Raw genomic sequence first — 23,717 nt, forward strand, 5'->3', positions numbered from 1 at the left:
CGCCGCCATTCGCCGGCAAGGTTGCGAACCCGTAGGGCTGAACTGGAAAACGGCCATTCACTGCGTTGTGGCGCTTGGCAATAACTTGTTATTGCCTGCGCACCACGCCTTGTGCCTGGCCATTTTCCAGATCAGCGACGCGGCGAAAAGACTTTGAACAGGCTCTTAGACATAAACACCTGCGCCGCTTGCCTGTACTGCCCCACCTCCCCAGAATGTCGGCTCTTCAACCGACCCCTAGCCGCCATGCGCCTTGCTCCCCTGCTGCTCAGCCTTGCCTGCCTTGCCACCTGGGCTGACGACAGCCTCAATGACGGCCCCTATGTGATCCACCAGGGGCAGACCAGCGAGGCGGCCTGGGTGTGCCAGGGCCAGGTACAGCGCCTGCCGGTCCAAGCTGGCGGCAAGCTGGCCATACCGTGTGGCGAGCTCAAGGGCCTGGCGCTGAACCGCAGCAATCCGGTGGCGCCCGATATCCAGCCGCAACCGCAGCGCTGGGCTGCGCTGTCCGATATCCATGGCCAGGCGGGCGTCTTCCAGACCCTGCTCAAGGCCCAGGGGGTAATCGACGGCAAGGGCAACTGGGCATGGGGCAAGGGGGTGCTGGTGATCGCCGGCGATATCTTTGACCGTGGCCCCACGGTGAACGAGGCCTTGTGGCAGGTCTACCAGCTGGAACAGCAGGCCCGTGCAGCCGGCGGCGCCGTGCATTTTGTCCTGGGCAACCACGAGGCCATGGTGCTGCGCGGTGATCTGCGCTACATCCACCCGCGCTATCAGGCCGTGGCCCAACTGCTGGGCCGCAGCTACGACCAGCTGTATGGCCGCGATACCGAGCTGGGCCAGTGGCTGCGCAACCGGGCCACTGTGCTCAAGCTGGGCGACACCGTGTTCCTGCACGGCGGCCTGCATCCGGAGCTGGCCCAGGCGGCGATAGACCTCAAGCATATCAACCAGCGATTTCGCGAGCGGCTGGGCGCCAGCAAGGCCGAACTGGCGCAGGATCCCGAAGCCAGCTATCTGATGGGCAGCAAGGGTCCGCTCTGGTACCGCGGTTACTTCCTGCCCGAGCGCGCCACCCTGGCCGATGTGAATGCCCTGCTGGATCGCCTGGGCGCCCGCCGCATCGTGGTGGGACACACCACCCAGCGCGAGCTGGTATCGCTGTATGGCGGCAGGGTCATAGGGGTGGACGCCGGCATCAAGGACGGTGAGCGCGGCGAACTGCTGCTATGGCAGGATGGCAAGCTGTGGCGCGGCACCATGGATGGCCGGCGCAGCGAGCTGGCGGCTGGCGAGGATAGCGGCGGGGTATTGCCGGGCCAGGAGTGAATCAGCACCGCACCGTTGCAGCAACAATGCGGTACCGATGATTTCTCCTCAGAGCCTGTTCACGATCTTCCTCTAGTGCCGACAACTTTTGGAATGCGTAGAAAAAATACCCCTGAAGTACGAGCAAGCTGGCAAAGACAGGGATGCCGGTAGTGGCACCGTAGTGATAGCGCCATGCTCGCCGGGAGCAACACTTCTTTGAGGAGAGCTGCTCTCTGCGTTCACGGTGGGGTTAAGTGAGCTTTTGAAGGTAACGTGAGAACACCCATCCTTGGATTTCAACGCCGCTCTCAGTGTCTTTCCACGAGACCAAGGTGAAGTCCTTTTCCTTCTTCAGTAACATTACTACATTGCCTGCTGTCAAGTGTGCGATTTCTGGCGAGAGTGCCCTGGGACAGTGCCGAACTTTTAGCTTTGACGCGGTGACTATTCGATAATTCTTCAAGATAATATCCAGCGGGCCGACCATAGTGCGCACACACTTCTGAGCCTCTGTCGTAGCCTCCTTTGGCGTTACGGGAAAAACGTGGTCTAAATGGCGCTGGGCAAGTGCTCCTATGTAGCCTTGCGTAATACTGTCCAATAAGTATAAAAAGCAGACGATGAGAATGGCCTGGGCGGAAGTGCTAGGGATGTTTGTGATATACAGTGTGAATTGTTGAAAGAACTCACCTAACGGCAGCCCATCATTGGCTACTCGGGTTAGTTCCTCTGTGGCTGATTTGGCTTGCTTTTCGTCTGCATCATTAAGCTCTAAATGACTGAAGTCAATATCACTTAGATCTGGCCCAAAGCTGTCCAGGAACTTGCGCGCATCTGCTATAGCCAGAAAAGTGGCATTTATTTTGGATAGCTCACCTTCCGGTAAGCCGTTCAATATTTTCGGATGTAGTGCTGAAAAAGTTGATTTATATGCAGAATGACTCGCGGAGAAATGCTTAATAAGATCGGTAATCTGTCTGATTGAGCCGAGATTGGTGGCTTTTTGAAAACTATCATATTGATTGATGAATTCGATAGTGCTTTGCGGTAATCGTAGGTCTGTGCCGCGCTTTAGTTTTGTGATGAAAGAGCACTGCTCAATGACGTGACTTATGCGCTCTGCGACCCGTACTTGCTCACTCACCAACAGCGTGTGTCTGGCAAGCTCGCTATTTCTCTGTACATTTTTTAACGCCTGACTACTTGAGTTTTGCGTTAACTGTTCTGCTGCATCTATGAAGCGCTGAAAGGGGGCTAGTTGTCTGTCAAGTCGCTCCTGAAGTTTCCGGGCCGCAATAAAGGTGGGGCTATTTAGAAAATTATTAAAGGGTGGTTTCGTCACGGTGTGCCTTCTTTTCTGTAATTTGACTAATAAGATTATTAATGGAAACTGAGCTGGAAGAACCGCGAGTGGCTGCTCAGCACCCGCCTGCGGTTCATCCATTTGGTCGTCCTGGCTCTCCAGCGCCGGAGATTCAGAACAGGCCCTCAGGGTGCCTTGCCCCCCAAGAGCACCTGCACGGCGGTTTCCAGCTGTGCATCGGTCTGCTCGCCCAGCTTGTCGGCAACGGCAATGTCTACCGGCCTGGGGCCGCTTTCCAGGTCGTCTCCGTTGCGGGTGGATACCACCCGGCTGAAGGGCAGGCGCAGGACCGAGCCGTCCACCAGCACCTTGAACGAAGTGAAGATCACCCAGCCTGCGCCCGGCTCGCCCACGACCTTGCCCAGCTGCATGGCGCGGTAGCCTTCGGTGAAGACTTCGCCGTCCGACAGGGTGATCTTGTTGGTCAGCAGGATGGTGGGTTTTTCCAGCGTCTGCTGGCCCACGGCCAGGCGGCCCGGTGCGGTGGGCAACTGGCGGGCGGTAAAGCTGTAGTGGCTTTGGCGTGCCAGGGTATCGAGTTCCCAGCTATCGACCATGCCGCCATAGTTGTTGCGCACGTCGAGCACCACGCCCTGGGCGGCATGGCTGAGGCGGTCGAGATCTAGGTGGAACTGGTCCAGCGAGGCCTCGCGCATGTCCACCATGTGTATGTAGTCGAGCTTGCCGCCGCTGAGCCGCTGCACCTCGGCCCGCTTGGCGGCGGCCCACTGCTTGTAGCGCAGGGTGCTCTCGTCTGCGGCGGCCACCGGCTTGGCATAGGCAGTACGCTGCTTGCCATCCTGAGCGCGCAGGCTCAGCGCCACCAGCTTGCCTATCTTGCCGTCCAGCAGGCGGTCCAGGTTGTCATGGCGTTCCACCGTCTGGCCGTCCAGGCCGATCAGGATGTCGCCCACGGCCACGCCTGCCTGCGCGGCCGGGCTGTTGGCGACGACCTGGGCCACCCGTAGCTGGCCGTCGCGCTCATAGGCGCTGCGATCCAGGTCCAGGCCCAGCCGGCCCAGGGTGGTCTGGGTCTCGCCGCGCGGGGCGGCCAGGCCGGTGTGGGAGGTGTCCAGCTCGCCCAGCATCAGCCACACTACCCGCCGCAGCTCGTCGCGGGTCAGTGCCGCGTCCACCCAGGGTTGGTGGCGGGTCTTCAGGGCTGCCCAATCCTGGCCGCGCATGGCCGGGTCGAAGAAGAAGTCGCCCAGGGTGCGCCAGGCCTCGTCGAAGACGGCCTGTTTCTCGGCCTCGAACGCCACTTCGGTCTCGGCCTGCAGCGGGATGGTGCGCGGGCTGCCGCCGTCCAGCGCCACCACCATGGCCTTGCCGCCTTCCAGGTAGTAGGCCTCTTTTTCGTCGGTACTCAGTTGCAGGCCATGCTTGGTGGCTGTGCTGAAGCTCAGCTGGCGCGGTAGCTCACCGGCCTTGTAGCGCCAGATATTGGGCTGGCCGGCCACAATGCCCACCAGGGCCAGGGTCTTGCCATCGCGGCTGGCGGCAAAGTACTGGCTATCGATAGGGCTGGGCAGCAGGCTGGCATGGCTGCGGGCCCAGGCAGCATCGGGCTGGCGGGCCACCTTGGCCGGCTCGCCGTCGGCGCCCAGCGGTGCGGGTGGCGCCAGCGGAATCTCGACGATGCGGCCACCGGCTTCGCTGTGCTGGAAGGCACGCCACCACAGCAACTGGCCATCGGCCCGCCATTGCAGGCTGGGCTGGCCATAGCCCTGGTCTTCGGGGCGGAACCACAGTTTCTTGCCGGTGCCGGGGCTGGCCAGCTGGGTCAGGGCCTGCTTGCTGCCATCCTTCAGTGTCACCAGCGTTACCTGGGCCAAGAGCTTGTGGCCCAGCTCCACCACGGCCAGATATTGGCCATCGGGCGACCAGGCCAGGGGGGAGTCGGCCCAAATCGGCGGCCGGCCGGTTTGCACGGCACTCAGCAGGCGGGTCTTGCCATCGGCCAGGCTGGCGCTATGCAGCGCCTTGCCGTTGCGGATATAGGCGATCTGGCTGCCATCAGGCGACCAGCGCGGAAAGGCATCGCTCTCGGCCGATTGGCTGACACGTTGCTCGGTCTTGCTGGCCAGGTTGTAGCGCCATATTTCGGCTGGGCCATTGCGCAGCGAGGTATACGCCAGCTGCTTGCCATCGGGTGACCAGGCCAGCTGCGATTCGGCTGCGGCACTGCGGGTCAGCCGGCTGGCGCTACCGCCTGCTACGGCTGCCAGCCATATATCGCCCCTGGCGACAAAGGCCAGCTGCTTGCCATCGGGCGAGAGGTGCAGCTCCTCCAGTTTGTCGCCCACGGCCAGTTTCTCGGTGGTCGGGGTGGGGCCGCTGCCCGATAGTTTCACGTGAATCTGCCGACTGGCGCCGCTGCGGGTGTCCAGCGTCCACAAGCCATAGTCGCGCTCAAACGCCAGGGTCTGGCCATTGGCCGAGAGGCTGGGCCATAGCACCCGGCCGGTGGTGAACTGCGTTACAGCCCTGGGCTGGCCGTCCAGTGCCTGTTGATAGAGATTGTCCTGCCCGCCGGGGTTGCCCACAAACCAGATGCTGCGGCCATCTGCGGCCCACATGGGCCAACTGGCACGGGCGCCATCGGTGGAGAGCTTGCGCCAGCCACCCTGGCCGCTCAGCGGGGCCAGCCACAGCTCGTCCTGGTCGATATGGGCGCCATTGCGCCGCCACCACTGGCCGAAACTGCGGGCATTCAGGGCCAGCCACTGGCCGTCGGGTGAGGGGCTGGACTGGCTCTCATCCAGATAACGCTGGGCCAGCACCGGCATGGGCGTGCCGCCGCTGGCGGCCACCCGGTACACATCGTTCATGCGCTGGATATCGTGCGAGGCATGGTGGAAATACACCCAGCGGCTATCGGCCGACCAGGCGCTGGCCTGTTCGGCCCTGTCGTCATGGCTGAGACGGCGCAGCTGGTTGCTGGCGATATCCAGCAGGTAGAGATCGCCGTTGCCGCTGCGGTTGGAGCTGAATACCAGCTTGCTGCCGTCGGGCGACCACAGCGGGCGTGATTCGGTGGCCGGGTGGGCCACCAGCAGGCGGGCTTCGCCACCCTGGCTGGGGGCGGTCCAGATATCGCCGCCCGAGACGAAGGCCAGGGTCTGGCCGTCGGGCGAGATGGCGGGTTCGTATAGCAGGGGGGCGGCCTGGGTAAACAGGGGCAGGGTGGCAAGCAGCGGGGTCAGGCGCATGGCGGCGTCCAGCAAGGCAGGAAAGCGCGCAGTCTAGGCCATTCCGGGCTGGGCAATCAGGGGCGGCTTGCTTGCCGTGGTATCCACGCGACGCCACGTGGAACTTGTTGCAGTGCGTCATGACTACTAGAGTGAAGTCTGCAGTGCCGCCCGCGCCAGCAGGGCCGCTGCCCAGTACACCCAGGCTACCGGAGTATCCCGCCATGTCTGATTCACCCGCCGCCCGCCGCGCCCGCTTTCTGGAAGAGCAGGAAGTCCGCTATGCCAACCTCAAGCACCAGCTACGCCAGGCTTTCGATCCCTGGGGCCTGGTGGCCATACACAGCAAGGCCGCGTTCTCCTGGCTGAGCCATCCGGTGGAGCTGGCATCGGCCATGACCCGCTATGTCCATGATGTTGCCACCTTGCAGCAGCAGGGCGTGGGCCGTTGGCTGGGCGAGCCGGACACCGATCTGTTTCCGCCCAACCCCGAGGATCAACGCTTTGCCGATCCGGTCTGGCGCGACCACCCCGGCTGGGACTACGTCAAGGAAGCCTATCTGATGCAGACCCGCTGGATACAGGACATGCTGTACCAGAGCCCGGGCCTGAGCGATGCCGAACGGCGCAAGAGCGCTTTCTGGCTGCGGCAGAGCCTCAACGCCCTGGCCCCGACCAATTTCCTGGCACTCAATCCCATTGCCCAGCAAAAAGCCTGGGAGAGCCGGGGCGAGAGCCTGCTCAAGGGCCTGCAGAACCTGGCCCGCGATGCAGGCGGTGGCGATGTCAGCATGACCGACCGCACACCCTACACCGTGGGCGGCAACCTGGCGCTGACGCCGGGCGTGGTGGTCTATCGCGGCAAGCTGCTGGAGGTGATCCACTACGCGCCGACCACCCCGACCGTCCATGCCATGCCGCTGGTGCTGATCACGCCCTGGATCAACAAGTACTACATTCTTGATCTCGCGCCGGGCAAGTCGCTGGTGGAGTATCTGGTGGGGCAGGGTTTCAATGTCTTTATCACTAGCTGGAAGAACCCCGACGAGGACATGGCCGAGGTGAGCTTCGACGACTATATCGTCGAAGGCGCCGCCCGCATCATCGAGGTGGCCCGGAGCGTGGGCAAGAGTGAGCAGGTGCATGCCCTGGGCTACTGCATAGGCGGCACGCTGCTGGCCCTCTACATGGCCTGGGCCAATCGGCAGGACCCCGACAAGGTGCCGGTAGCACACTGGACCCTGCTGACTACCCTGACCGATTTTGCCAACCCGGGCGATATCGAAGTCTTTATCGACGAGGACGGCCTTGATGTCATCGACGGCATCATGCAGAAACAGGGTTTTCTCGACGGCAAGGAGATGTCATCGAGCTTTCGCATGCTGCGGCCCAACAGCCTGATCTGGAACTATGTGGTCAGCAACTACCTGCTGGGCGAGACGCCACGCGCCATGGACGTGCTGTACTGGAACACCGATATGACCCGCATGCCGGCCGCCATGCATCGCTACTATCTGCGCGAGTTCTACCTGCATAACCGGCTGATTGAGCCGGACAGCTTGTGCATGGCCGGGCAGGCACTGGACCTGGGCCGCATACGGCAGCCACTCTTTATGGTGGCCGCCGAGGAAGACCATATCGCGCCGTGGAAGACCACCTACAGCCTGCTCAAGCACCTGCCCGAGCCGGCGACGTTCACCCTTTCCACCTCTGGTCATATCCTGGGTATGGTCAACCCACCGCTGGCCAATTCCAAGCGCAGCTACTGGCAGGGTAGTGTGGGCGCCAGGGAGCAGCCCGAGGCCTGGCTGGCCCGCCAGCAAAAGACCCCAGGCTCCTGGTGGCCCAGCTGGGTGGATTGGCTGCGCCCTCGCTGCGGTGCGCAGATCAAGCCACCACCCCTGAGCAACAAGCAATACCCCAAGCTGATCGAGGCACCGGGCAGCTATGTGTTCGAGTAAGGCAGCGGCGCTGTCGCATACCGCTAGTAGGGGTGGGGCAGTTTGGACAGGGTACGCAGGCTGTCCACCATCGCCTTGATGGCGCGCCAGTCCTCGCCCGAGGTCACGCGGAAAGGCCGGACCAGGGTGGGGCTGTCCTCGGGCAGTCCTCGCGGCACGCCCAGGTCGATGACGCGGGGCTGGCCCTGCTCAAACACCAGCACCTGCGGCTGGGCCTGGTTGGTATTGACGTCCACCGCATAGACACGGCCGTCGTACAGGGCTTCGACTTTGTCCACCAGGGTATGGGCCACCACCATGCGCTCTGCCCCAAAGGCCTGCAGCACCTGCTCCAACTCGGCAGGCGATAGCGACTTGCCCGTTTCGTCGGGCAGGTAGCCACGGAACTGGGTGACCCCCTGGCGACCTAGTACGGCATCCAGCCCGGTGGTGCTGGCGGGCTTGGCCAGCCAGTAATCGCGCATGGTTTGGTTCAGCGCCGATACCGACAAACCGCTCTGCGCCACGGCCGGGCTGATGCCGCCATGGGCAAACAGCACCTTGCCCAGCTTGACGGCAACCGGCTGCTGCCGCAGCCATTGCCCCAGCACCGTGTCGGCCCCATAGGTAGCAGTAAACCCGCCCAACTGGCGGCTAGCAAAGATGTGCTCGGGATGGGCGCGCGAGAGGTTGCCGCGCAGATCGTACTGTTCATGGTTGCCCAGCAGCGTATGCACCTGCCCCCCGGCGGCCTGGGCCTGCAGGGTCAGGTTATGTACCCGCCACAGGACGGCCTGGGCATCGCGGCCCCGGTCCACCAGGTCACCGTTGAACAGCAGCTGGTTGCGGCCAAAGCGCCAGTTGCCCTGGGCGTCGACAATCTCCAGCCTGCGCAGGGCGGCATCCAGAAAGGCCAGATTGCCTTCGATATCGCTCAGCACCACCAGCCGCTCGGGCATCTCGGCCTGCACATCTGCTGCGGGGGCTGGCTGGGCCAGGGCATAACGGTACTCGCGGCCGCCGCAACTGAATTGCAGCTGCGTGCCACGGCCTTGCTGGCTGGCGGTCTTGTCCTCGCAAAACCATTGCGCCTGCCACTGCCCATCGGCCCCGATACGCACCAGCGGGCCATCGACAAAGCCTGGTATCCGTGGTGCATCGCCGGTACCGGCATAGGTGCGCAGGCGCAGGTCGCTTCCTGGCAGGTCTACCCGCAAGCCGGTGTGCACGCCATGGCGGGTGATTTCGAAATGGGTGAGCCAGAGCAGGCCCAGGCACAGCAGGGTGAGCAGGATAAAGGTGCCGAGTAGCCAGCGGGACAGGCGTTTGCGCATGATTGGGAATAGCTATGGAGAAAGCCCGAAATATTAGGGTTTCCCCTGGTGTTGCGCACTACCGCGACACGATTTGTTGCACTATTTGCAGCAATCGCTGTAATGGATTGATTCTTCAATGTAAAATTCCGGCCGCGCCGGCCTGCGGATGGTCAATGCATGCTGGTTGGCGCCCATATTGTTTAACCGGTCCGCTCTTTACGGGAGCGACCACTGGCTAAGAGAAGACCATGACGCAAGAGATCGTGGTGGCGGCGCTATACAAGTTCGTCACCCTCAGTGATTACCAGGCGCTGCGCGCACCGCTGCAGCAATGCATGGAAGACAACGGCGTCAAAGGCACGCTGCTGCTGGCCGAGGAGGGCATCAATGGTACGGTGTCCGCCACCCGCGCCGGCATAGATGGCCTGCTGGACTGGCTCAAGCGCGATCCGCGCTTTGTGGATATCGACCACAAGGAAAGCTATTGCGACGCCCAGCCGTTTTATCGCACCAAGGTGAAGCTCAAGAAAGAGATCGTCACCATGGGCGTTCAGGGCGTGAATCCCAATACCCAGGTGGGTACCTATGTGGAACCCGAAGACTGGAACGCGCTGATCAATGACCCGGAAGTGTTGCTGATCGACACCCGCAACGACTATGAGGTGGCGATTGGCACCTTCGAAGGTGCCATCGACCCGCATACCGAGAGCTTCCGCGAGTTTCCCGAGTATGTGCGCAAGCACTTCGACCCCAGCCGGCACAAGAAGGTCGCCATGTTCTGCACTGGCGGCATACGCTGCGAAAAAGCCTCCAGTTTTATGCTGGGGGAGGGTTTTGAAGCGGTCTACCACCTCAAGGGCGGCATACTCAAATATCTGGAGCGGGTGCCGCAGGATCAAAGCAAATGGCAGGGCGACTGCTTTGTGTTTGATAACCGGGTGACGGTAAGGCACGACCTCAGCGAAGGGGACTACGATCTGTGCCACGCCTGTCGCCAGCCGGTATCGGTAGCCGACCGTGCCTCGCCACACTACAGCCCCGGCATCAGCTGCCCCAATTGCTGGGATAGCCTGAGCGAGAAAACCCGCGCCAGCGCCCGGGAACGGCAGAAGCAGATCGAACTGGCCAAGGCCCGCAACCAGCCCCACCCCATGGGTTACGACCCGCGAGCGGCGGCCCACAAGGCCAAGTAGGCCGGCACGCCGGGATCAAGCGGATCCTTACCTGCGACCGGGCGGGACATCATCAAGTGCCGTCTGCAGGCTGCGCGGGTGAAGCCGCCGCTTGGTCGGTGGCTGTCTGCCCTTGCTGATGTGGCTGGTGGCGCAGCAGCTTTTGGGCATGGTTGTGCAGCGCCTGCTGCAAGCTGCTGGGATGCAGAATATCGAAGTCGAAGGGAAGGCAGGCGAGCTGGCGGGCGAACCAGTCGAGGTGATCGGTCCGGGCTTGCAGCAACACGCTGTCGGCCTGGGCGAGAAACAGGCCGATATCGGGTCGGAAGGCCTGGCGGGCGGTGTCGAGATTGGTATGGAGACGGACTTCAACACGCTCGCTGCGGGGCAGGCTGGCCAGTTGCTGATCGAGAAAGCCGACAGGGTCGAAATCGGCGGGAAGGTTGAAGACCTGCGAGCGGGCGGTGACCTGGCTGATGCGGTCCAACCGGAAATTGCGCAGGGCCTGGCGCAAGTGGCAATGGCCGACGAGATACCATAGGCCGTCGCGGTAAATGAGGCCGTAAGGGTCGACCTCGCGGTCGGTCTGCTGGCCGGAACCGGCCTGGTAATGGAAGGCGACGCGTTGCCCGGCATGGGCGGCACTGCTGAGTGTCAGCAGGGTCTGGCCATCATGGCGAGGGCTGCCGGGCCGCAGTTGCAGGCGTACCGTCTCGGCCAGGGCATGTACCCGTGTCTTGAGTGCAGTGGGCAGCACCCGCTCTATCTTGGCCTGGGCGCTTTCGACGGCCGGTGTGGCGCTGGCTAGGCCCAGGGTGCCAGCGGCAAGCAGGCCTAGCGAGAGGGCGAGGGCCTCATCGTCGTTGAACATCATGGGGGGCAGCTTGTAGCCGGCGACCAGGGCATAGACGCCGTGGCGGCCACGTTCGGCCATGATGGGTATCCCCAGCTCTTCCAGCCGTACGATATAGCGGCGCAAGGTGCGCACATCGACATCAAGCCGGCGGGCAAGCTCTGGCCCGCTGAGGCGGCCATGTGCCTGCAACAGCTCGAGTACCGTGAGTAGGCGGGTGGTAGGGTGATACATTGCAATAGCTTAAAACATAATCAGGACAGAAATTGACCTGATTGGATTTTATCCTGTGCCCAGTGCGACTCGGGGTGGCCGAGTTGCGTCAATAGGAAGATGGGGCGGGATATGGAGCAGTTTGGACATTTATGGCTGTACTTCTTGCTGGTGCTGGGCGTGATCGTGTTGCCTGGCCTGGATATGGCCTATGTGCTGGCCAGTTCGCTGGTGGGTGGGCGGCGGGCAGGATTGACCGCCGTGGCGGGCATGGTGGCGGGCGGGATGTGCCATGTGGCGGCGACGGGCCTGGGTCTGGGTCTGGTGATACAGCTCTTTCCTGGCCTGTTCAATGCCTTGCTGTTGGCGGGTGCGGGGTATATCGCCTGGATAGGGTGGTCGCTGCTGCGTAGCAGGGCGTCTGTGCTGGAGGTGGCGCCAGGTATGGCGCGCTCGCAGTGGGGGACGTTCCGGCAAGCGGTGCTGACCAATCTGCTGAACCCCAAGGCCTATCTCTTCATGTTTGCGGTGTTTCCGCAGTTCATGCAGGTGCGCTATGGCCCCTTGTGGCTGCAGGCGGTGGTATTGAGCGCCATTACAGCGTTCACCCAACTGGCGGTGTATGGCGGGCTGGCGCTGGCGGCGGGGGAATCGCGGGGTTGGCTGGCGCAGCGGCCATGGGTGGGCTTGTGGTTGGCACGCGTGGTGGGGCTGGGCTTGCTGGGCGCGGCGCTGTACACCGGCCTGACCGGCTGGCAGGGGTGGTGAGCGATAGTTACGCGCGTTAGACGCTGAGTTTTCTGGCAGCTTCCGCAGGGCTGGTGCCTGGGCCGGCTTGCAGGCGTAAGGGGCAGACCTGCCCCAGCCTGTTCTGTAGCTCGTTGCGCAGGGCTGCCAGCTCGTCCAGGCGCTGTTCAACCACCTGCAGCTTGGCTGCCAGCAAGGCGGTGATGGCTGCCTCCTGGTCGGGTGCCGTGCGCAAGCGTGCCAGGTTGCTGCCGATCTCGGCCAGGCTGAAACCAAGCTTTTGCGCCGTCTTGATATACAGCAACAGTTGCACGGCTTCGGCCGGGTAGTCGCGGTAGCCGTTCTGTTGCCGCCTCGCCTGCAGCAGTCCGGCCCGCTCGTAGAAACGCAGGCTGTCGCGGCTGATGCCGCTGGCGCTCGCCAGTTCACCGATACGCATGAGATATCTCCTTGACCTTGGAGTGTACTCCAGGCTTTAGCCTGTGTGCTCTACCCATCACCGTCAAGGAATCGCCCCATGTGGACTCCCGAGCAATATCGCCGACTGGTACGCGCCAGTGCTGCTTACGACCTGGTCGTCACCGCCGCCTTCGCCACGCCCTGGAGTTTTGCCCTGCTACATGCCGCCCTGACCGCCGTGGCGACGGCACTGGCGCTGCCGGGCGAGTTTCCAGCTTTCTCTGCCGTACCCATGTTGATGGCCAATCTGCTGGGTTCCATCGTCTGCGTCTGGTCGGTATTGCGCTTGCGCGATCCGCAGCAGCAGTTCGGCCGTTACGATGCGGTGGCCCGGGGCCTGTTTGCGCTATGGCAGGCCTATGCACTGCTGCAGGGCGCCAGCTGGCTGGTGGCCGGTTTTCTGGTGGTTGAGCTGGCCTGGGGCATTGCCCAGGCGCTGCCGGTGCGAACGCAGCATGCCCATGCAGATAGCCGCGAGCTGGGTGGGGCGGCAGGGTAAAATCAGGGCCATAACGATCACCCAGGCCGGTCCATGCTTATCCAGTCCCACACCGTTGATCTCGCCACCCTCAGCGGCCCCATGCGCACCTATGTGCATAGGCCGCAGGGCGATGGCCGCTATCCGGTCATCCTGTTCTATTCCGAGATCTTCCAGCAGACCGGCCCCATCGAGCGCTCGGCCAGGCTGCTGGCCGGCCATGGCTATGTAGTGCTGGTGCCCGAGGTGTTCCACGAACTGAACCCGGCAGGCACGGTGCTGGCCTACGATGCGGCCGGCCGCGACAAGGGCAATGCCGACAAGGCCGCCAAGCCAGTGACCGGCTACGATGCCGACAACCGCGCGTTGATCAGCTGGGCCCAGGCCCAGCCCTGGTGCAGCGGCCAGTTTGGCGCCATGGGCTTTTGCCTGGGCGGCCACCTGGCATTCCGTGCCGCCCTGCAACCGCAGGTCAGCGCTACTGCCTGCTTCTATGCCACCGATCTGCACACCCAGGTCATCCCCAGCCCTGCAGGCCAGCACAGCATGGCGCGGCTGGCCGATATCACGGGTGAGCTGCTGATGATCTGGGGCAAGCAGGATCCGCATATCCCCGCCGAGGGCCGTGCCCAGGTCTACGCCAGCCTGGCGCAGGCCGGCCTGAACTTTACCTGGCACGAGTTCAACGGCCAGCATGCCTTTATGCGTGATGAGGGCGAACGCTATGATCCCGAGCTGGCGCAACTGGGATACCAGTTGGCCTTGGCGCTATTCCGTCGCAAACTAGGCTGATCATGTCGAATAAACCTCATCACCCCAAGCAGGCTGCCATTCGTACCCCGGTGGCCGAAAAGACCGACCTGCATCCGCGCAACGCCCATCGCAGCCGCTATGATTTTGCCCAGCTGATCGCCGCCAGCCCCGAACTGGCGGCCTTTGTCGCCATCAACGCCTACGGCAATGAATCCATCGATTTTGCCGACCCGGCGGCGGTCAAGGCGCTCAATCGCGCCTTGCTCAAGCACCACTACAAGGTGGGCTATTGGGATATCCCGGCCCAGTACCTGTGCCCGCCCATACCTGGGCGAGCCGACTACCTGCATTACCTGGCCGATTTGATGGCCGGCCACAACGGCGGCAAGGTGCCGCGCGGTGCCGGCATACAGGTGCTGGATATCGGTGTGGGCGCCAACTGCATCTACCCTCTGATAGGCCATAGCAGCTACGGCTGGCACTTTACCGGCAGCGAGATCGACCCGACGGCACTGGCCAGTGCCCAGGCCATCGTCAATGGCAATCCGGGGCTGCAGGATGCCATCACCCTGCGCCTGCAGGCGGCCCCGCCTGCCATCCTGCATGGGGTGATACAGGCGGGAGAATGGTATGACCTGTGCCTGTGCAACCCGCCCTTCCATGGCTCCCACGCCGAGGCAGTGGCAGGCACCCAGCGCAAATGGAAGAACCTGGGCCGCGCCGAGGCCGCCGGCAAGCAGCCTGTGCTCAACTTTGGTGGCCAGGCTGGCGAGCTGTGGTGCGATGGCGGCGAAGAAGCTTTTATCAGCCGCATGGTGGCCGAGAGTGCGCAGTGGCCAGCCAGCTGCTTCTGGTACACCTCGCTGGTTTCCAAGGCCACCAGCCTGCCGGCCATCTACCGCGCACTGGCCGAGGCGGGCGTGGTGGAGAGCAAGACCATAGAGATGGCGCAAGGCCAGAAAATCAGCCGCATCGTCGCCTGGACCTTCCTCGACAAGCGCCAGCAGCAGGCTTGGCGCCTGCATCGCTGGAGTGCATAGGCCAACAAGCGGTGTGACGCTGCCTGTGTTCCGCTGAGCGGGTGGGTAGCGTCCGCCGCAGACTTGTCCCTATCTTTCGTACCTCCTACCTGATTTCTAGCTGCTGATCGCCACGCGTATTTTTAGGGCGTGGCGAGCCGGCTGCTGCGCCCCGGTCAGGTATCCCCACGCCAAAATCCCCGTCAAGTGCCACACCGTCTAGCGGCCATCTCCGTGCAGCGGGCGCTAAGGTCGCCGCGCGTCCGTTTGCAAGCCACTGATACCAAACCCGATTTCTTGGCCATGCACCGGCATTTCTGCAACAGCCTGCCTCCCAAGCGGTTGCTAGGCTTGCGAATTAGATCATTTGCTCTAGGATGCACCCACACGCCCCAGCAAGGGGCGGGTTAGCGCCAACAGGCTGCCCTGGCTGCAAAGTCGCATCGCTGGCAGGCCTGCAGAAATACCGACTTCATCCTGCTGTATCGCACCGGCGGCGTGTCGTTTGCCGGTGCCGTTTCGCCGTTGTAGCTGTCCGGTCGGCAGCGCATGGCAGCCTCACGCTAGATGGGCGATATGCCGTACCGGAATCAACGCCCGGCCCTGTCCTGGTGCCTGGTGATCCGAATGGAGCATGAAACGAAAGGGGTTAGCATGATCAAGCTGTACCGCAGTCTTGTCGCACTCTTTGTGGTAGCCGCCACGGCGCTGCCAGCCTATGCCGCCAACTACACGCTATGGGTCAACGGCCGTACCGGCGGTGGCCAGATAGGCAACTACAACAGCTTTACCTATTGGGGCCCGGCAACCACGGCGGCCGGCGTCAACAAGAAGGCGGTCAACTGGGATGGCCGCAGCAATATCTCCAGCCAGAACTACCTGATACGCGATGCCTTGGACTGTTTCTGCACCGGCACCAACTGGTGCTATATCGCCGCCCATAGCGCAGGCGACCTGATGATGGGATACACCCTGGCCAACTACGGCGGCTCCACCCGCTACAAGAAGAATGCCTCGCCCAATGCGGCCGGCCAGTGCGGCAATAGTGACGGCAGCACCCAGGTGGGCTGGAACATCAAGTGGGTCAATGTCGCCTCGGGCGCGGGCGGTGGCTCCGAGCTCAGCGACGTGGGCTCGTGGACTACGTCCGAGCCGCTGGTGAAGGATCTCAAGACCACCACAGCCCGTGCGCTCTACAACCACAACAGTACCCGCAACGTGTGGTTCTACATGTTTGCCGGCGCCAGTGGCACGCTGTACTCGGGCATCTTGCCGGGCCAGGATGACGAAGCCGTGGCCTACCACTCCACCGGTGGGGTATCGGGTAGCGGCGGCCAGGGCCTGTGCAACCCCAGCGACTGGTTCTGCAATGACCTGAACATGGGCACCGCCGCCAACGAAGGCGGTAGCACCAAGTGGTCCTACCACTCGGTCAAGTTCCGCGACAACAACGAGAGCTATAACCACTACGCCAATGGTAATTGGGGCGGCATCATCTCGGTGGTGCGTGCCGATACAGTGACCAATGCGCAGTAAGGCTCAACTGCCTGCAGCACCCGCGCCGGCCGCAGCAGGCTGGCGCGCATGGCTAGCCTGCATCGCTGGCGGGCTGGCCGTGCTGGCTGGCCTGGCCTGGTGGCTTGATGGCGATGGCCCGACGGCCATGCAGGCCGCCACGGCAAAGGGCGCCGCCGCTACCGCGGCGCCCACGCCTACCGGCTGGCCTGCCTTGGGTCAGGCCCGGTCGCCAGCCATGTCGCCCGAGGAGCGGGCCACCCAACTGGCAGTCTGGACCGAGCGGTTGGAGCGGGCCAAGCACACCCTGGCCAGCTATCGCGATGGTACCCGCTACCCCTTCGAGTCGCGCCCCATCAGCGAGCATGCCGACCAGACCTATCCCAACCGACCGGTAGCGGAAGACAGCGCGCTACGCACCGAGGACGGTCAGACCGACCCCACCATCAACGTCAAGACCGCGCAAAGCCGCGTCTTCATGGCGGCGGGCGAAAGCGTGGTGTTCACCATCGCCGCCAGTGACCGCAGCGGCCAGCCGGTGGCCTTCACCGTGACCCAGGCCCGCGCCTTGGGCCTGCCCTCGCCGGGGCGGGGCGGGCAGCTGCCGCAGCAGGCCGTGGTGTTTGGCGATGCGGGCACGCAGGGCGATGCCCGCGCGGGTGATGGCGTACAGAGCGCCTTGCTGGCCCCCGCCCAGGGGCCATTTGCGCAGTACGACGGCGCCATACGTGTCGAGGTCAAGCTGAAGCTGGCCGGGCGGGAGGGCCTGCATGGTTTTGACGTGTACTACTCGCCCGAACAACCCGCCGTCTGGGCCGGGCCGGTGCGCGAGGTAGTGGAGCGGGGATCGCTCTACCTCTATATGCCGGTGCAGGTCAGCACGCCCGGCCGCTACCTGGTCAGTGGACGCCTGGACGACGCCAGCGGCAAGCCCCTGGCCCTGTTGAGCTTCAACGATGTGCTGCCGGCCGGCCTGCAGCAGATCAAGCTGACGGTATTCGGCAAGCTGTTGCGCGACCTCAAGCCCAGTTTTCCGCTTACCTTGCGCGATGTGGATGGCTACCTGCTGAAGGAAAATACCCACCCCGACCGCGCCTTGTTGCCACGGCTGATGGGCACGGTGCATGTCAGCAAGGCCTATAGCCTTAATGGCTTCTCGGCTGATGAATGGACCAGCGAGGAGCGCGACCGCTACCTGGCCGAATATGGGCGAGACGTGGACCTGGCGCAGGGCCAGGTGGACCAGCTGACCGGGCCTTGAGCGTCTATTGTGGACTCAAGACATGGATGGGCGGTGACGCCTGCGCAAGCGCCAGGGAGACCCTGGCGCTTGTCATCATCTGAATGAGCTGCCGGCCAGCAAGGACGCGGGCCGTTTAGGGCGCGCGCTTGGCGACGGAAAAGCGCTTGTAGGCCTCGCTCTCGGGGTTGAACAGGGCGGCCCGCAGCTTGGCGTTCAAGGTATCGAAAGCCCGCTCGGCCATCACGCGGTAGACACGTTCTGTGGGCGGTATATTACCCAGCAGACTGTTTTCATCATTGGGCACCTCGAAGACATCAGGCGGCTCGACCGACAGTGCAAACTGCCAGCCCAGCGGCTGGTCGGGTAGGGTCACATTGGCGTCGAAGTTGCAGATCAGGCCGACGAACATGCGCTTGTCATTCGGATCATCCTTGGACGTATAGACCTGGCCTGAGGGCTGGATCTGGTAGGTGATGTCCAGCAGCGGCAGCTTGTCGTTGATGCGCTTGGCGTGACTGAGGCTCAGCACATCGTTGGGGAAGATGACCGAAAAACCCCGCTGCAGGCCCTCGATGATGCGCGCTTCGCGGACCGCTGCGGTGTCGGCCTCAAACTGCGGTGCAGCAGGCGCCATCGTGCCTTGGTTCTGGCGTGCGTAGGCCGACAGTTTTTCATCCATCTGTGCCAGGGCCTCGGTGGTCGGGCGGCTGAAGCGTATCTGCACCGCAGGGTTGCCCGAGGTTTCCAGGGTGGCCAGCAGCGCTTGCATAAACGGCACCAGGGTAGGGTCCGACGCTGCGGCCTGCCGCTTGAACTTCTCGAAAGCACTTTGATAGAGCTTGTGGATTGCCGCCTTGCCTTCGCCTTCCAGCCCGGCAGCCGGGTAGCGCTGCAGCACGGTACGGAGGGCGGTCACGCTGCGCTTGTCCAGGGCCTCCTTGAACGCAATACGCGGCAGGGCGGCCTGAACCTCGGCGATATGGTAGCGGCCATGCTGCAGGTATTCCTGGTGGGGCGCCTCATAGGGTCGGGTGGCCAGCGATGCGTAGGCGGCATCGTCGCTCAGCTTGTTGCGCATATACCAGAGCGGCAGGCTGATCAGGCCGCCCAGCAGCAGGGCGATGCCGATACGCCAGCGGAAGAACGGTGCTAGCGGTGCAATCGCATTCGGGCCGGGTTTGCTGGCACCGGGCTTGATGCGACCGGTACGGACGATGTACAGGGGATCGAACTGGAGCAGGCCTTTCAAGTCCTGTGCCTGGGCCATGGCCTCCTCCTGCTCGCGCAAGGCGGGGATCTGCTGTAGCAGCTGTGCCATCTTCTCCGCATTGCGGTTGCGTATGCTGAAGACGTACTTGCTCTTGGGGCCGAACTGGAAGGTGATGTCGGTACCCAGGTACTGGCCGTTGCTATCCCGCTTGTGCGCTACCTGCTCGTCGGTGAGCTGGTTCAGGTCCAGCAGCGTCAGCTCGGTGGATTCTGCCACCAGCATGGAGCGGGGGAACAGATAGCTGCCCGGCGCAAAGGGCAGCCGCCTATGCAGTACGATGGCACGCCAGGCACCCAGGATGGCCAGTGCCATGGTCGCCAGGCTGCCGCCATAGACCAGCAGGGAGTAGGGGCCGTCATGCATGTCGGGCGAGCTGACCTGGCCAAAGCCGCCCTGTGCATACAGGAACAGTACAAAGCCGGCCAGGGCCAGCAAGCAGGTATAGGACAGCAGTTGCCCGACCAGGCTACGCCGGTTGGCGAATATCAGGCCAGGGCAGGCCGTCTTGGGTGCCAGCGCGGTGGCCAGCTCCTTGCGCACCAATTCGGGTAGGGCGCCGATCTCGAAGGTTTGTACCGGGGGTATTTTCACGTTGCTCATAGGGTATGGAATGGCCGGATAAGGGTAGATAGCTAGGGTCTGTTCAAAGTCTTATCGCCCCTTACCTGCCCGCTGGGTTGAGCCAGGAAAGGGCCAGGTACAAGGCGGGCCCCATTACACCCGAATCGGCTAAGGCCTGGCAACGGCGCCATCCTGCGGGACAGCCAGGATGGCTCACAGATCGTACCCAGGGGTAGCTTGGTGTGGCTCAAGCTGGGTCAGACGTCATACCTACAGGCGCTTCAGCATATCCGCATGCTGGCTGTAGAAGTTCACCAGCCGCCAGTTGTAGAACAGGTTGCCGGCCACATCGCCGCTGCCGATTACCTCCCAGTGGTCCTGCTGGCTGTAGCCCATATGGTTCCACTTGCCCTGTTGGGGGGTACCGTTGTATTCCACCAACGGCGCGCCGAAGGGCGCCTTCATGCTGATGGTGTTGACCACACCATCGTTCTGGCGCCAGCCGTCACCGTAAGCGCGATAGGCGCCCATGCCGGTGGCGAAGGGTATCAAGGGCAGGTTGGTGCTGGGGTCGGCATAGTGGTTGCCGGTGATCAGGCCGGGCAGGGTGGTGGCGTTGCTGAAAGAGAAGTAATACACCTGCGGCGAGGTGCGTACCCAGGCCCGTTCGCTTGCAGCGCCCTCGGGGCTGAGGGTGTAGAGGCCCACGTCCCGGCTTTGCCAGATGGGTGAGGCCCAGACCCGGTTCCAGTATTGCTGCTGGCTTTCGCCGGCGGCGCGCGCCAAGCCCCATTGATCCAGTTTGAAGTCATAGGGAAAGTCTTCTGGATTGCCGCCCATGCCCACGGCGGCGCCGGCCAGCTTGAGGAGCTGCTTGGCGAATTCATTGAAGCCGCTCAGCTTGCCAAAGGTGGTGCCATTGTTGGCGCCGGCGATGGTGGTGATGGAGCGTACCCAGTCCTTGCCGCCCAGATAGAGTTCGGACACCCCGCTGCCACTGGCGGCCCGCTCGGCGGCCGAGCCGTTGCTCAGCAGTTCCACCAGCATGTTGACCGTAGGGGCTCCCTGGCTGTGGGCGATCAGGTGGATACGGTTGGCGGCATCCCACTGCGGCAGGCGCTTGGCGTCCTCGTAGGGGCGGCTGCCGTTGTAGCAACGGCCCATGCGGGCGTGGCCGTGCTGGGCGGCATGGGCGGCGCCATAGTCCACACAGCCGCCCTTGAGCTGGAAGTACAGCTCCACGCTGCGGTCCCAGGTGGAGCTGAAGGGGCCGACTGCGGCGGTGACGGTAGGGTGGCCCAGCTTTTTCAGCTCCTCCTGCAGGTCGGTGGTGCCACCCCAGTGGGGGTACAGGCCCCATAGCTCGTCGCGGTCCCAGCCGGCAAAGCCGTGTACCAGTACCAGGGGGTCGTTGTTGGCGGCGTTCGCCGTCAAGGTAGCCAGGCCCAGCAGGGCGGCCAGCCAGTGTGCGGTTCGATACATGTCTGCTCCAGTTTTATGTTTGGGGCCGCCTGTCAGCTCGCCTTGGCAAGGCAGGGTGACGGGTGGCGTCCTTATGTGTGCCGCGCCGCTGGCTAAGAGCCTGTTCAAAGTCTTTTCGCCGCGTCGTTCGCAACCTTGCCGGATGAAGGGCAAGGCGCAAGCCGCGCAGCGGTACGGGTACCGTCAGCGGCTTGCAACGCCGCCCTTCGCCGGCAAGGCTGCGAACCCGAAGGGCTGATCTGGAAAACGGCCATTCACTGCGTTGTGGCGCTTGGCAATAACTGGTTATTGCCTGCGCACCACGCCTTGTGCCTGGCCTTTTTCCAGATCAGCGACGCAGCGAAAAGACTTTGAACAGGCTCTAAGAAAACACCAAACAAAACAAGGTGGTGGCGGCGCTTACACGTTATAGAGCAAGCACTCGGTCAATATGCAAGTAGCATCATTAATCCGGCATGCACTGATGCAGCGGGCGGCGGGATGACGCTGATCAGGCGCCTCCCAGTCACCCTGCGGTGGCATCAGCCATGGTGCTGGCTGTAGCAGCACACAATAAAACCCGCCTCCGCAGCTGTAACAAAACTACGGCTAGAGCATGAATTCCAACGAAATATCAAAGACTTGGCTTGCCCTGGTGGGCCTAAAAAGGGATAATGCGCGCGCTTTTGAACCGGCCCGCCCCCTATTCCGGGCCGTTTGTTTTCCGCCTACCCCAAGCGAAAGAGAACCTAGATGGCCGCTACCCGTACCCAACTTGCCAATGCAATCCGCGCCCTGTCCATGGATGCGGTGCAACAAGCCAACTCCGGTCATCCCGGCGCGCCCATGGGCATGGCCGAGATCGCGCTGGCCTTGTGGGGCGGCCATCTCAAGCACAACCCACAGAACCCCGAGTGGGCCGATCGCGACCGCTTCGTGCTGTCCAACGGCCACGGTTCCATGCTGATCTACAGCTTGCTGCACCTCACCGGCTATGCCTTGTCCATCGACGATCTCAAGCAGTTCCGCCAACTGCACAGCAAGACGCCGGGCCACCCCGAGTACGGCTACGCCCCGGGCGTGGAGACCACCACCGGCCCGCTGGGACAGGGCATTACCAATGCCGTGGGCATGGCCATGGCCGAGAAGCTGCTGGCCCGTCAGTTCAATCGTCCCGGCCACGACATTGTTGACCATCACACCTATGTCTTCCTGGGCGATGGCTGCCTGATGGAAGGCATCTCGCACGAAGCCTGCTCGCTGGCCGGCACCTGGGGCCTGGGCAAGCTGATTGCCTTCTGGGACGACAACGGCATTTCCATCGACGGCCATGTCGAAGGCTGGTTTACCGACAACACGCCCAAGCGTTTCGAGGCCTATGGCTGGCATGTGATTGCCGATGTGGACGGCCACGATGTGGATGCCGTGAACGCTGCCATCCTGGCTGCCAAGGCTGAGACCGGCAAGCCCACCCTGATCTGCTGCAAGACGGTGATCGGCAAGGGTTCGCCCAACAAACAGGGCACCCACGATGTGCACGGTGCCGCCCTGGGCGCGGCCGAGATTGCCGCTACCCGCGAGCACCTGGGCTGGGACCACGCACCGTTCGAGGTGCCGGCCGATGTCTATGCCGGCTGGGATGCCAAGGCCAAGGGTGCGGACAGCGAGAGCGACTGGAACCAGCGCTTTGCTGCCTACCGTGCCGCCCACCCCGAGCTGGCTGCAGAGTTCGAGCGCCGCATGGGGGGCGAACTGCCGGCTGACTGGGCTGAGTTCAAGGCGGCTGCCATCGCCAAGATCAATGACGCTGCACAGACCGTGGCGACCCGCAAGGCCAGCCAGATTGCACTGGAAGCCTTCTCGCCCAAGCTGCCTGAATTCCTGGCTGGCTCGGCCGACCTGACCGGCTCCAACCTGACCAACTGGTCGGGCTCCAAGTGGATAGACGGCGAGGGCAACGGCAACTACATCAGCTATGGCGTGCGCGAGTTCGGCATGGCTGCCATCATGAACGGCATGACCCTGCACGGCGGCCTGCGTCCCTATGGCGGCACCTTCCTGATGTTCAGCGAATACGCCCGCAATGCCCTGCGCATGTCGGCCCTGATGAAGATCAACCCCATTTTCGTGTTCACCCACGATTCGATAGGCCTGGGCGAAGACGGCCCCACCCACCAGCCGGTGGAACAGACCGCCACCCTGCGCTACGTGCCCAATATGGACACCTGGCGTCCTTGCGACACCACCGAAACGGCGGTGGCCTGGGCCCACGCCATCGAGCAGAAGAATCGCCCCAGCAACCTGGTGCTGAGCCGCCAGAACCTGCCCTTCGTCAGCCGCGATGCGGGCCAGATTGCCGATATCGCCAAGGGTGGCTATGTGCTGCGCGAGGCCGAGGGCGGCGCTGCCCAAGTGATTCTGATCGCCACCGGTTCGGAGATCGAACTGGCACTGAAGGCCCAGACCCAGCTGGCTGCCGAGGGCATCCGTGCCCGCGTGGTGTCCATGCCGTCGACCAATGTGTTCGATCGCCAGGATGCGGCCTACCGCGCCAGCGTGCTGACCCGTGGTGTGCCGCGCGTCGCCATCGAGGCCGGTGTGTCTGACTTCTGGCGCAAGTATGTGGGCTTGGAAGGCGCCGTGATCGGGATGGACACCTTCGGTGAATCGGCCCCGGCACCCGCGCTGTTCAAGGCCTTCGGCTTTACCGTGGAGCAGGTGGTCGCCACGGCCAAGTCCGTGCTGTAAGCCTATAGGCCAGAACGGCCCCGCTGATCGGCGGGGCCGTTTTGCTTGCGCGGCGGCGGGATCGCGACCCGGATCTTTCGCCGCGCTGCAACAAATGGTCG

The 23,717-nt window shown here is 63.2% G+C and carries 17 protein-coding genes; 10 read left to right on the forward strand and 7 right to left on the reverse strand.

Annotated elements, in window-relative coordinates:
- The first annotated feature begins 246 nt into the window (after positions 1-246).
- On the forward strand, positions 247-1,332 hold the full coding sequence (locus V7714_RS19555; RefSeq protein WP_335711234.1) for a metallophosphoesterase: 1,086 nt from the start codon (positions 247-249) through the stop codon (positions 1,330-1,332).
- Between the two features lie 232 nt (positions 1,333-1,564).
- On the opposite strand, the gene V7714_RS19560 is transcribed toward V7714_RS19555, so the two are convergent.
- Together V7714_RS19560 and V7714_RS19565 are read right to left on the reverse strand one after the other, a co-directional pair.
- Entirely contained in the window at positions 1,565-2,758 is a 1,194-nt protein-coding gene (locus tag V7714_RS19560; protein WP_335711235.1) for a hypothetical protein, read from the reverse strand.
- A gap of 44 nt (positions 2,759-2,802) precedes the next feature.
- Positions 2,803-5,889: a S41 family peptidase gene (locus tag V7714_RS19565; RefSeq protein WP_335711236.1), complete on the reverse strand. Its 3,087-nt coding sequence runs from the start codon at positions 5,887-5,889 to the stop codon at positions 2,803-2,805.
- 203 nt (positions 5,890-6,092) lie between these two features.
- On the opposite strand from V7714_RS19565, the gene V7714_RS19570 reads away from it, so the two are divergent.
- Positions 6,093-7,829, forward strand: coding sequence for a PHA/PHB synthase family protein (locus V7714_RS19570; RefSeq protein WP_335711237.1), 1,737 nt, complete (start codon positions 6,093-6,095; stop codon positions 7,827-7,829).
- 23 nt (positions 7,830-7,852) lie between these two features.
- Here V7714_RS19570 and V7714_RS19575 read toward each other — a convergent pair whose 3' ends face one another.
- Positions 7,853-9,142 carry a metallophosphoesterase gene (locus V7714_RS19575; protein ID WP_335711238.1) on the reverse strand — a complete coding sequence of 430 codons (1,290 nt, stop codon included), beginning with the start codon at positions 9,140-9,142 and terminating at the stop codon, positions 7,853-7,855.
- A gap of 230 nt (positions 9,143-9,372) precedes the next feature.
- On the opposite strand from V7714_RS19575, the gene trhO reads away from it, so the two are divergent.
- A complete protein-coding gene (trhO, locus tag V7714_RS19580) occupies positions 9,373-10,317 on the forward strand; it encodes an oxygen-dependent tRNA uridine(34) hydroxylase TrhO (protein ID WP_335711239.1) in 945 nt (314 codons plus the stop codon).
- 52 nt (positions 10,318-10,369) lie between these two features.
- Here trhO and V7714_RS19585 read toward each other — a convergent pair whose 3' ends face one another.
- Positions 10,370-11,383 carry a helix-turn-helix transcriptional regulator gene (locus V7714_RS19585; RefSeq protein WP_335711240.1) on the reverse strand — a complete coding sequence of 338 codons (1,014 nt, stop codon included), beginning with the start codon at positions 11,381-11,383 and terminating at the stop codon, positions 10,370-10,372.
- A gap of 111 nt (positions 11,384-11,494) precedes the next feature.
- Between V7714_RS19585 and V7714_RS19590 the strand changes: the two genes are divergently transcribed.
- Entirely contained in the window at positions 11,495-12,130 is a 636-nt protein-coding gene (locus V7714_RS19590) for a LysE family translocator (RefSeq protein WP_335711241.1), read from the forward strand.
- A gap of 16 nt (positions 12,131-12,146) precedes the next feature.
- On the opposite strand, the gene V7714_RS19595 is transcribed toward V7714_RS19590, so the two are convergent.
- Positions 12,147-12,548: a MerR family transcriptional regulator gene (locus tag V7714_RS19595; RefSeq protein ID WP_335711242.1), complete on the reverse strand. Its 402-nt coding sequence runs from the start codon at positions 12,546-12,548 to the stop codon at positions 12,147-12,149.
- A gap of 78 nt (positions 12,549-12,626) precedes the next feature.
- Between V7714_RS19595 and V7714_RS19600 the strand changes: the two genes are divergently transcribed.
- From V7714_RS19600 to V7714_RS19620, 5 genes are all read left to right on the forward strand, one after another.
- Positions 12,627-13,067: a hypothetical protein gene (locus V7714_RS19600; RefSeq protein WP_335711243.1), complete on the forward strand. Its 441-nt coding sequence runs from the start codon at positions 12,627-12,629 to the stop codon at positions 13,065-13,067.
- A gap of 33 nt (positions 13,068-13,100) precedes the next feature.
- Positions 13,101-13,838: a dienelactone hydrolase family protein gene (locus tag V7714_RS19605; RefSeq protein ID WP_335711244.1), complete on the forward strand. Its 738-nt coding sequence runs from the start codon at positions 13,101-13,103 to the stop codon at positions 13,836-13,838.
- 2 nt (positions 13,839-13,840) lie between these two features.
- Positions 13,841-14,839: a 23S rRNA (adenine(1618)-N(6))-methyltransferase RlmF gene (gene rlmF / locus V7714_RS19610; RefSeq protein WP_335711245.1), complete on the forward strand. Its 999-nt coding sequence runs from the start codon at positions 13,841-13,843 to the stop codon at positions 14,837-14,839.
- A 633-nt stretch (positions 14,840-15,472) separates the two neighbouring features.
- A complete protein-coding gene (locus V7714_RS19615) occupies positions 15,473-16,354 on the forward strand; it encodes a hypothetical protein (protein ID WP_284195462.1) in 882 nt (293 codons plus the stop codon).
- A complete protein-coding gene (locus V7714_RS19620) occupies positions 16,344-17,594 on the forward strand; it encodes a hypothetical protein (protein ID WP_335711246.1) in 1,251 nt (416 codons plus the stop codon). The genes V7714_RS19615 and V7714_RS19620 overlap by 11 nt, the downstream gene beginning before the upstream one ends.
- 115 nt (positions 17,595-17,709) lie before the next feature.
- Here the strand turns inward: V7714_RS19620 and V7714_RS19625 are convergent, their stop codons facing one another.
- Positions 17,710-19,446 (reverse strand): hypothetical protein, encoded by a 1,737-nt coding sequence (locus tag V7714_RS19625; protein ID WP_335711247.1) that lies wholly within the window; start codon positions 19,444-19,446, stop codon positions 17,710-17,712.
- A gap of 231 nt (positions 19,447-19,677) precedes the next feature.
- Complete coding sequence (locus tag V7714_RS19630) at positions 19,678-20,889, reverse strand: esterase/lipase family protein (RefSeq protein WP_335711248.1); 1,212 nt, start codon at positions 20,887-20,889, stop codon at positions 19,678-19,680.
- A gap of 732 nt (positions 20,890-21,621) precedes the next feature.
- On the opposite strand from V7714_RS19630, the gene tkt reads away from it, so the two are divergent.
- Positions 21,622-23,616 (forward strand): transketolase, encoded by a 1,995-nt coding sequence (tkt, locus tag V7714_RS19635; protein ID WP_335711249.1) that lies wholly within the window; start codon positions 21,622-21,624, stop codon positions 23,614-23,616.
- The last annotated feature ends 101 nt before the right edge of the window (positions 23,617-23,717 follow it).

Source organism: Chitinimonas sp. JJ19, assembly GCF_036961565.1.
Lineage (GTDB): Bacteria > Pseudomonadota > Gammaproteobacteria > Burkholderiales > Chitinimonadaceae > Chitinimonas.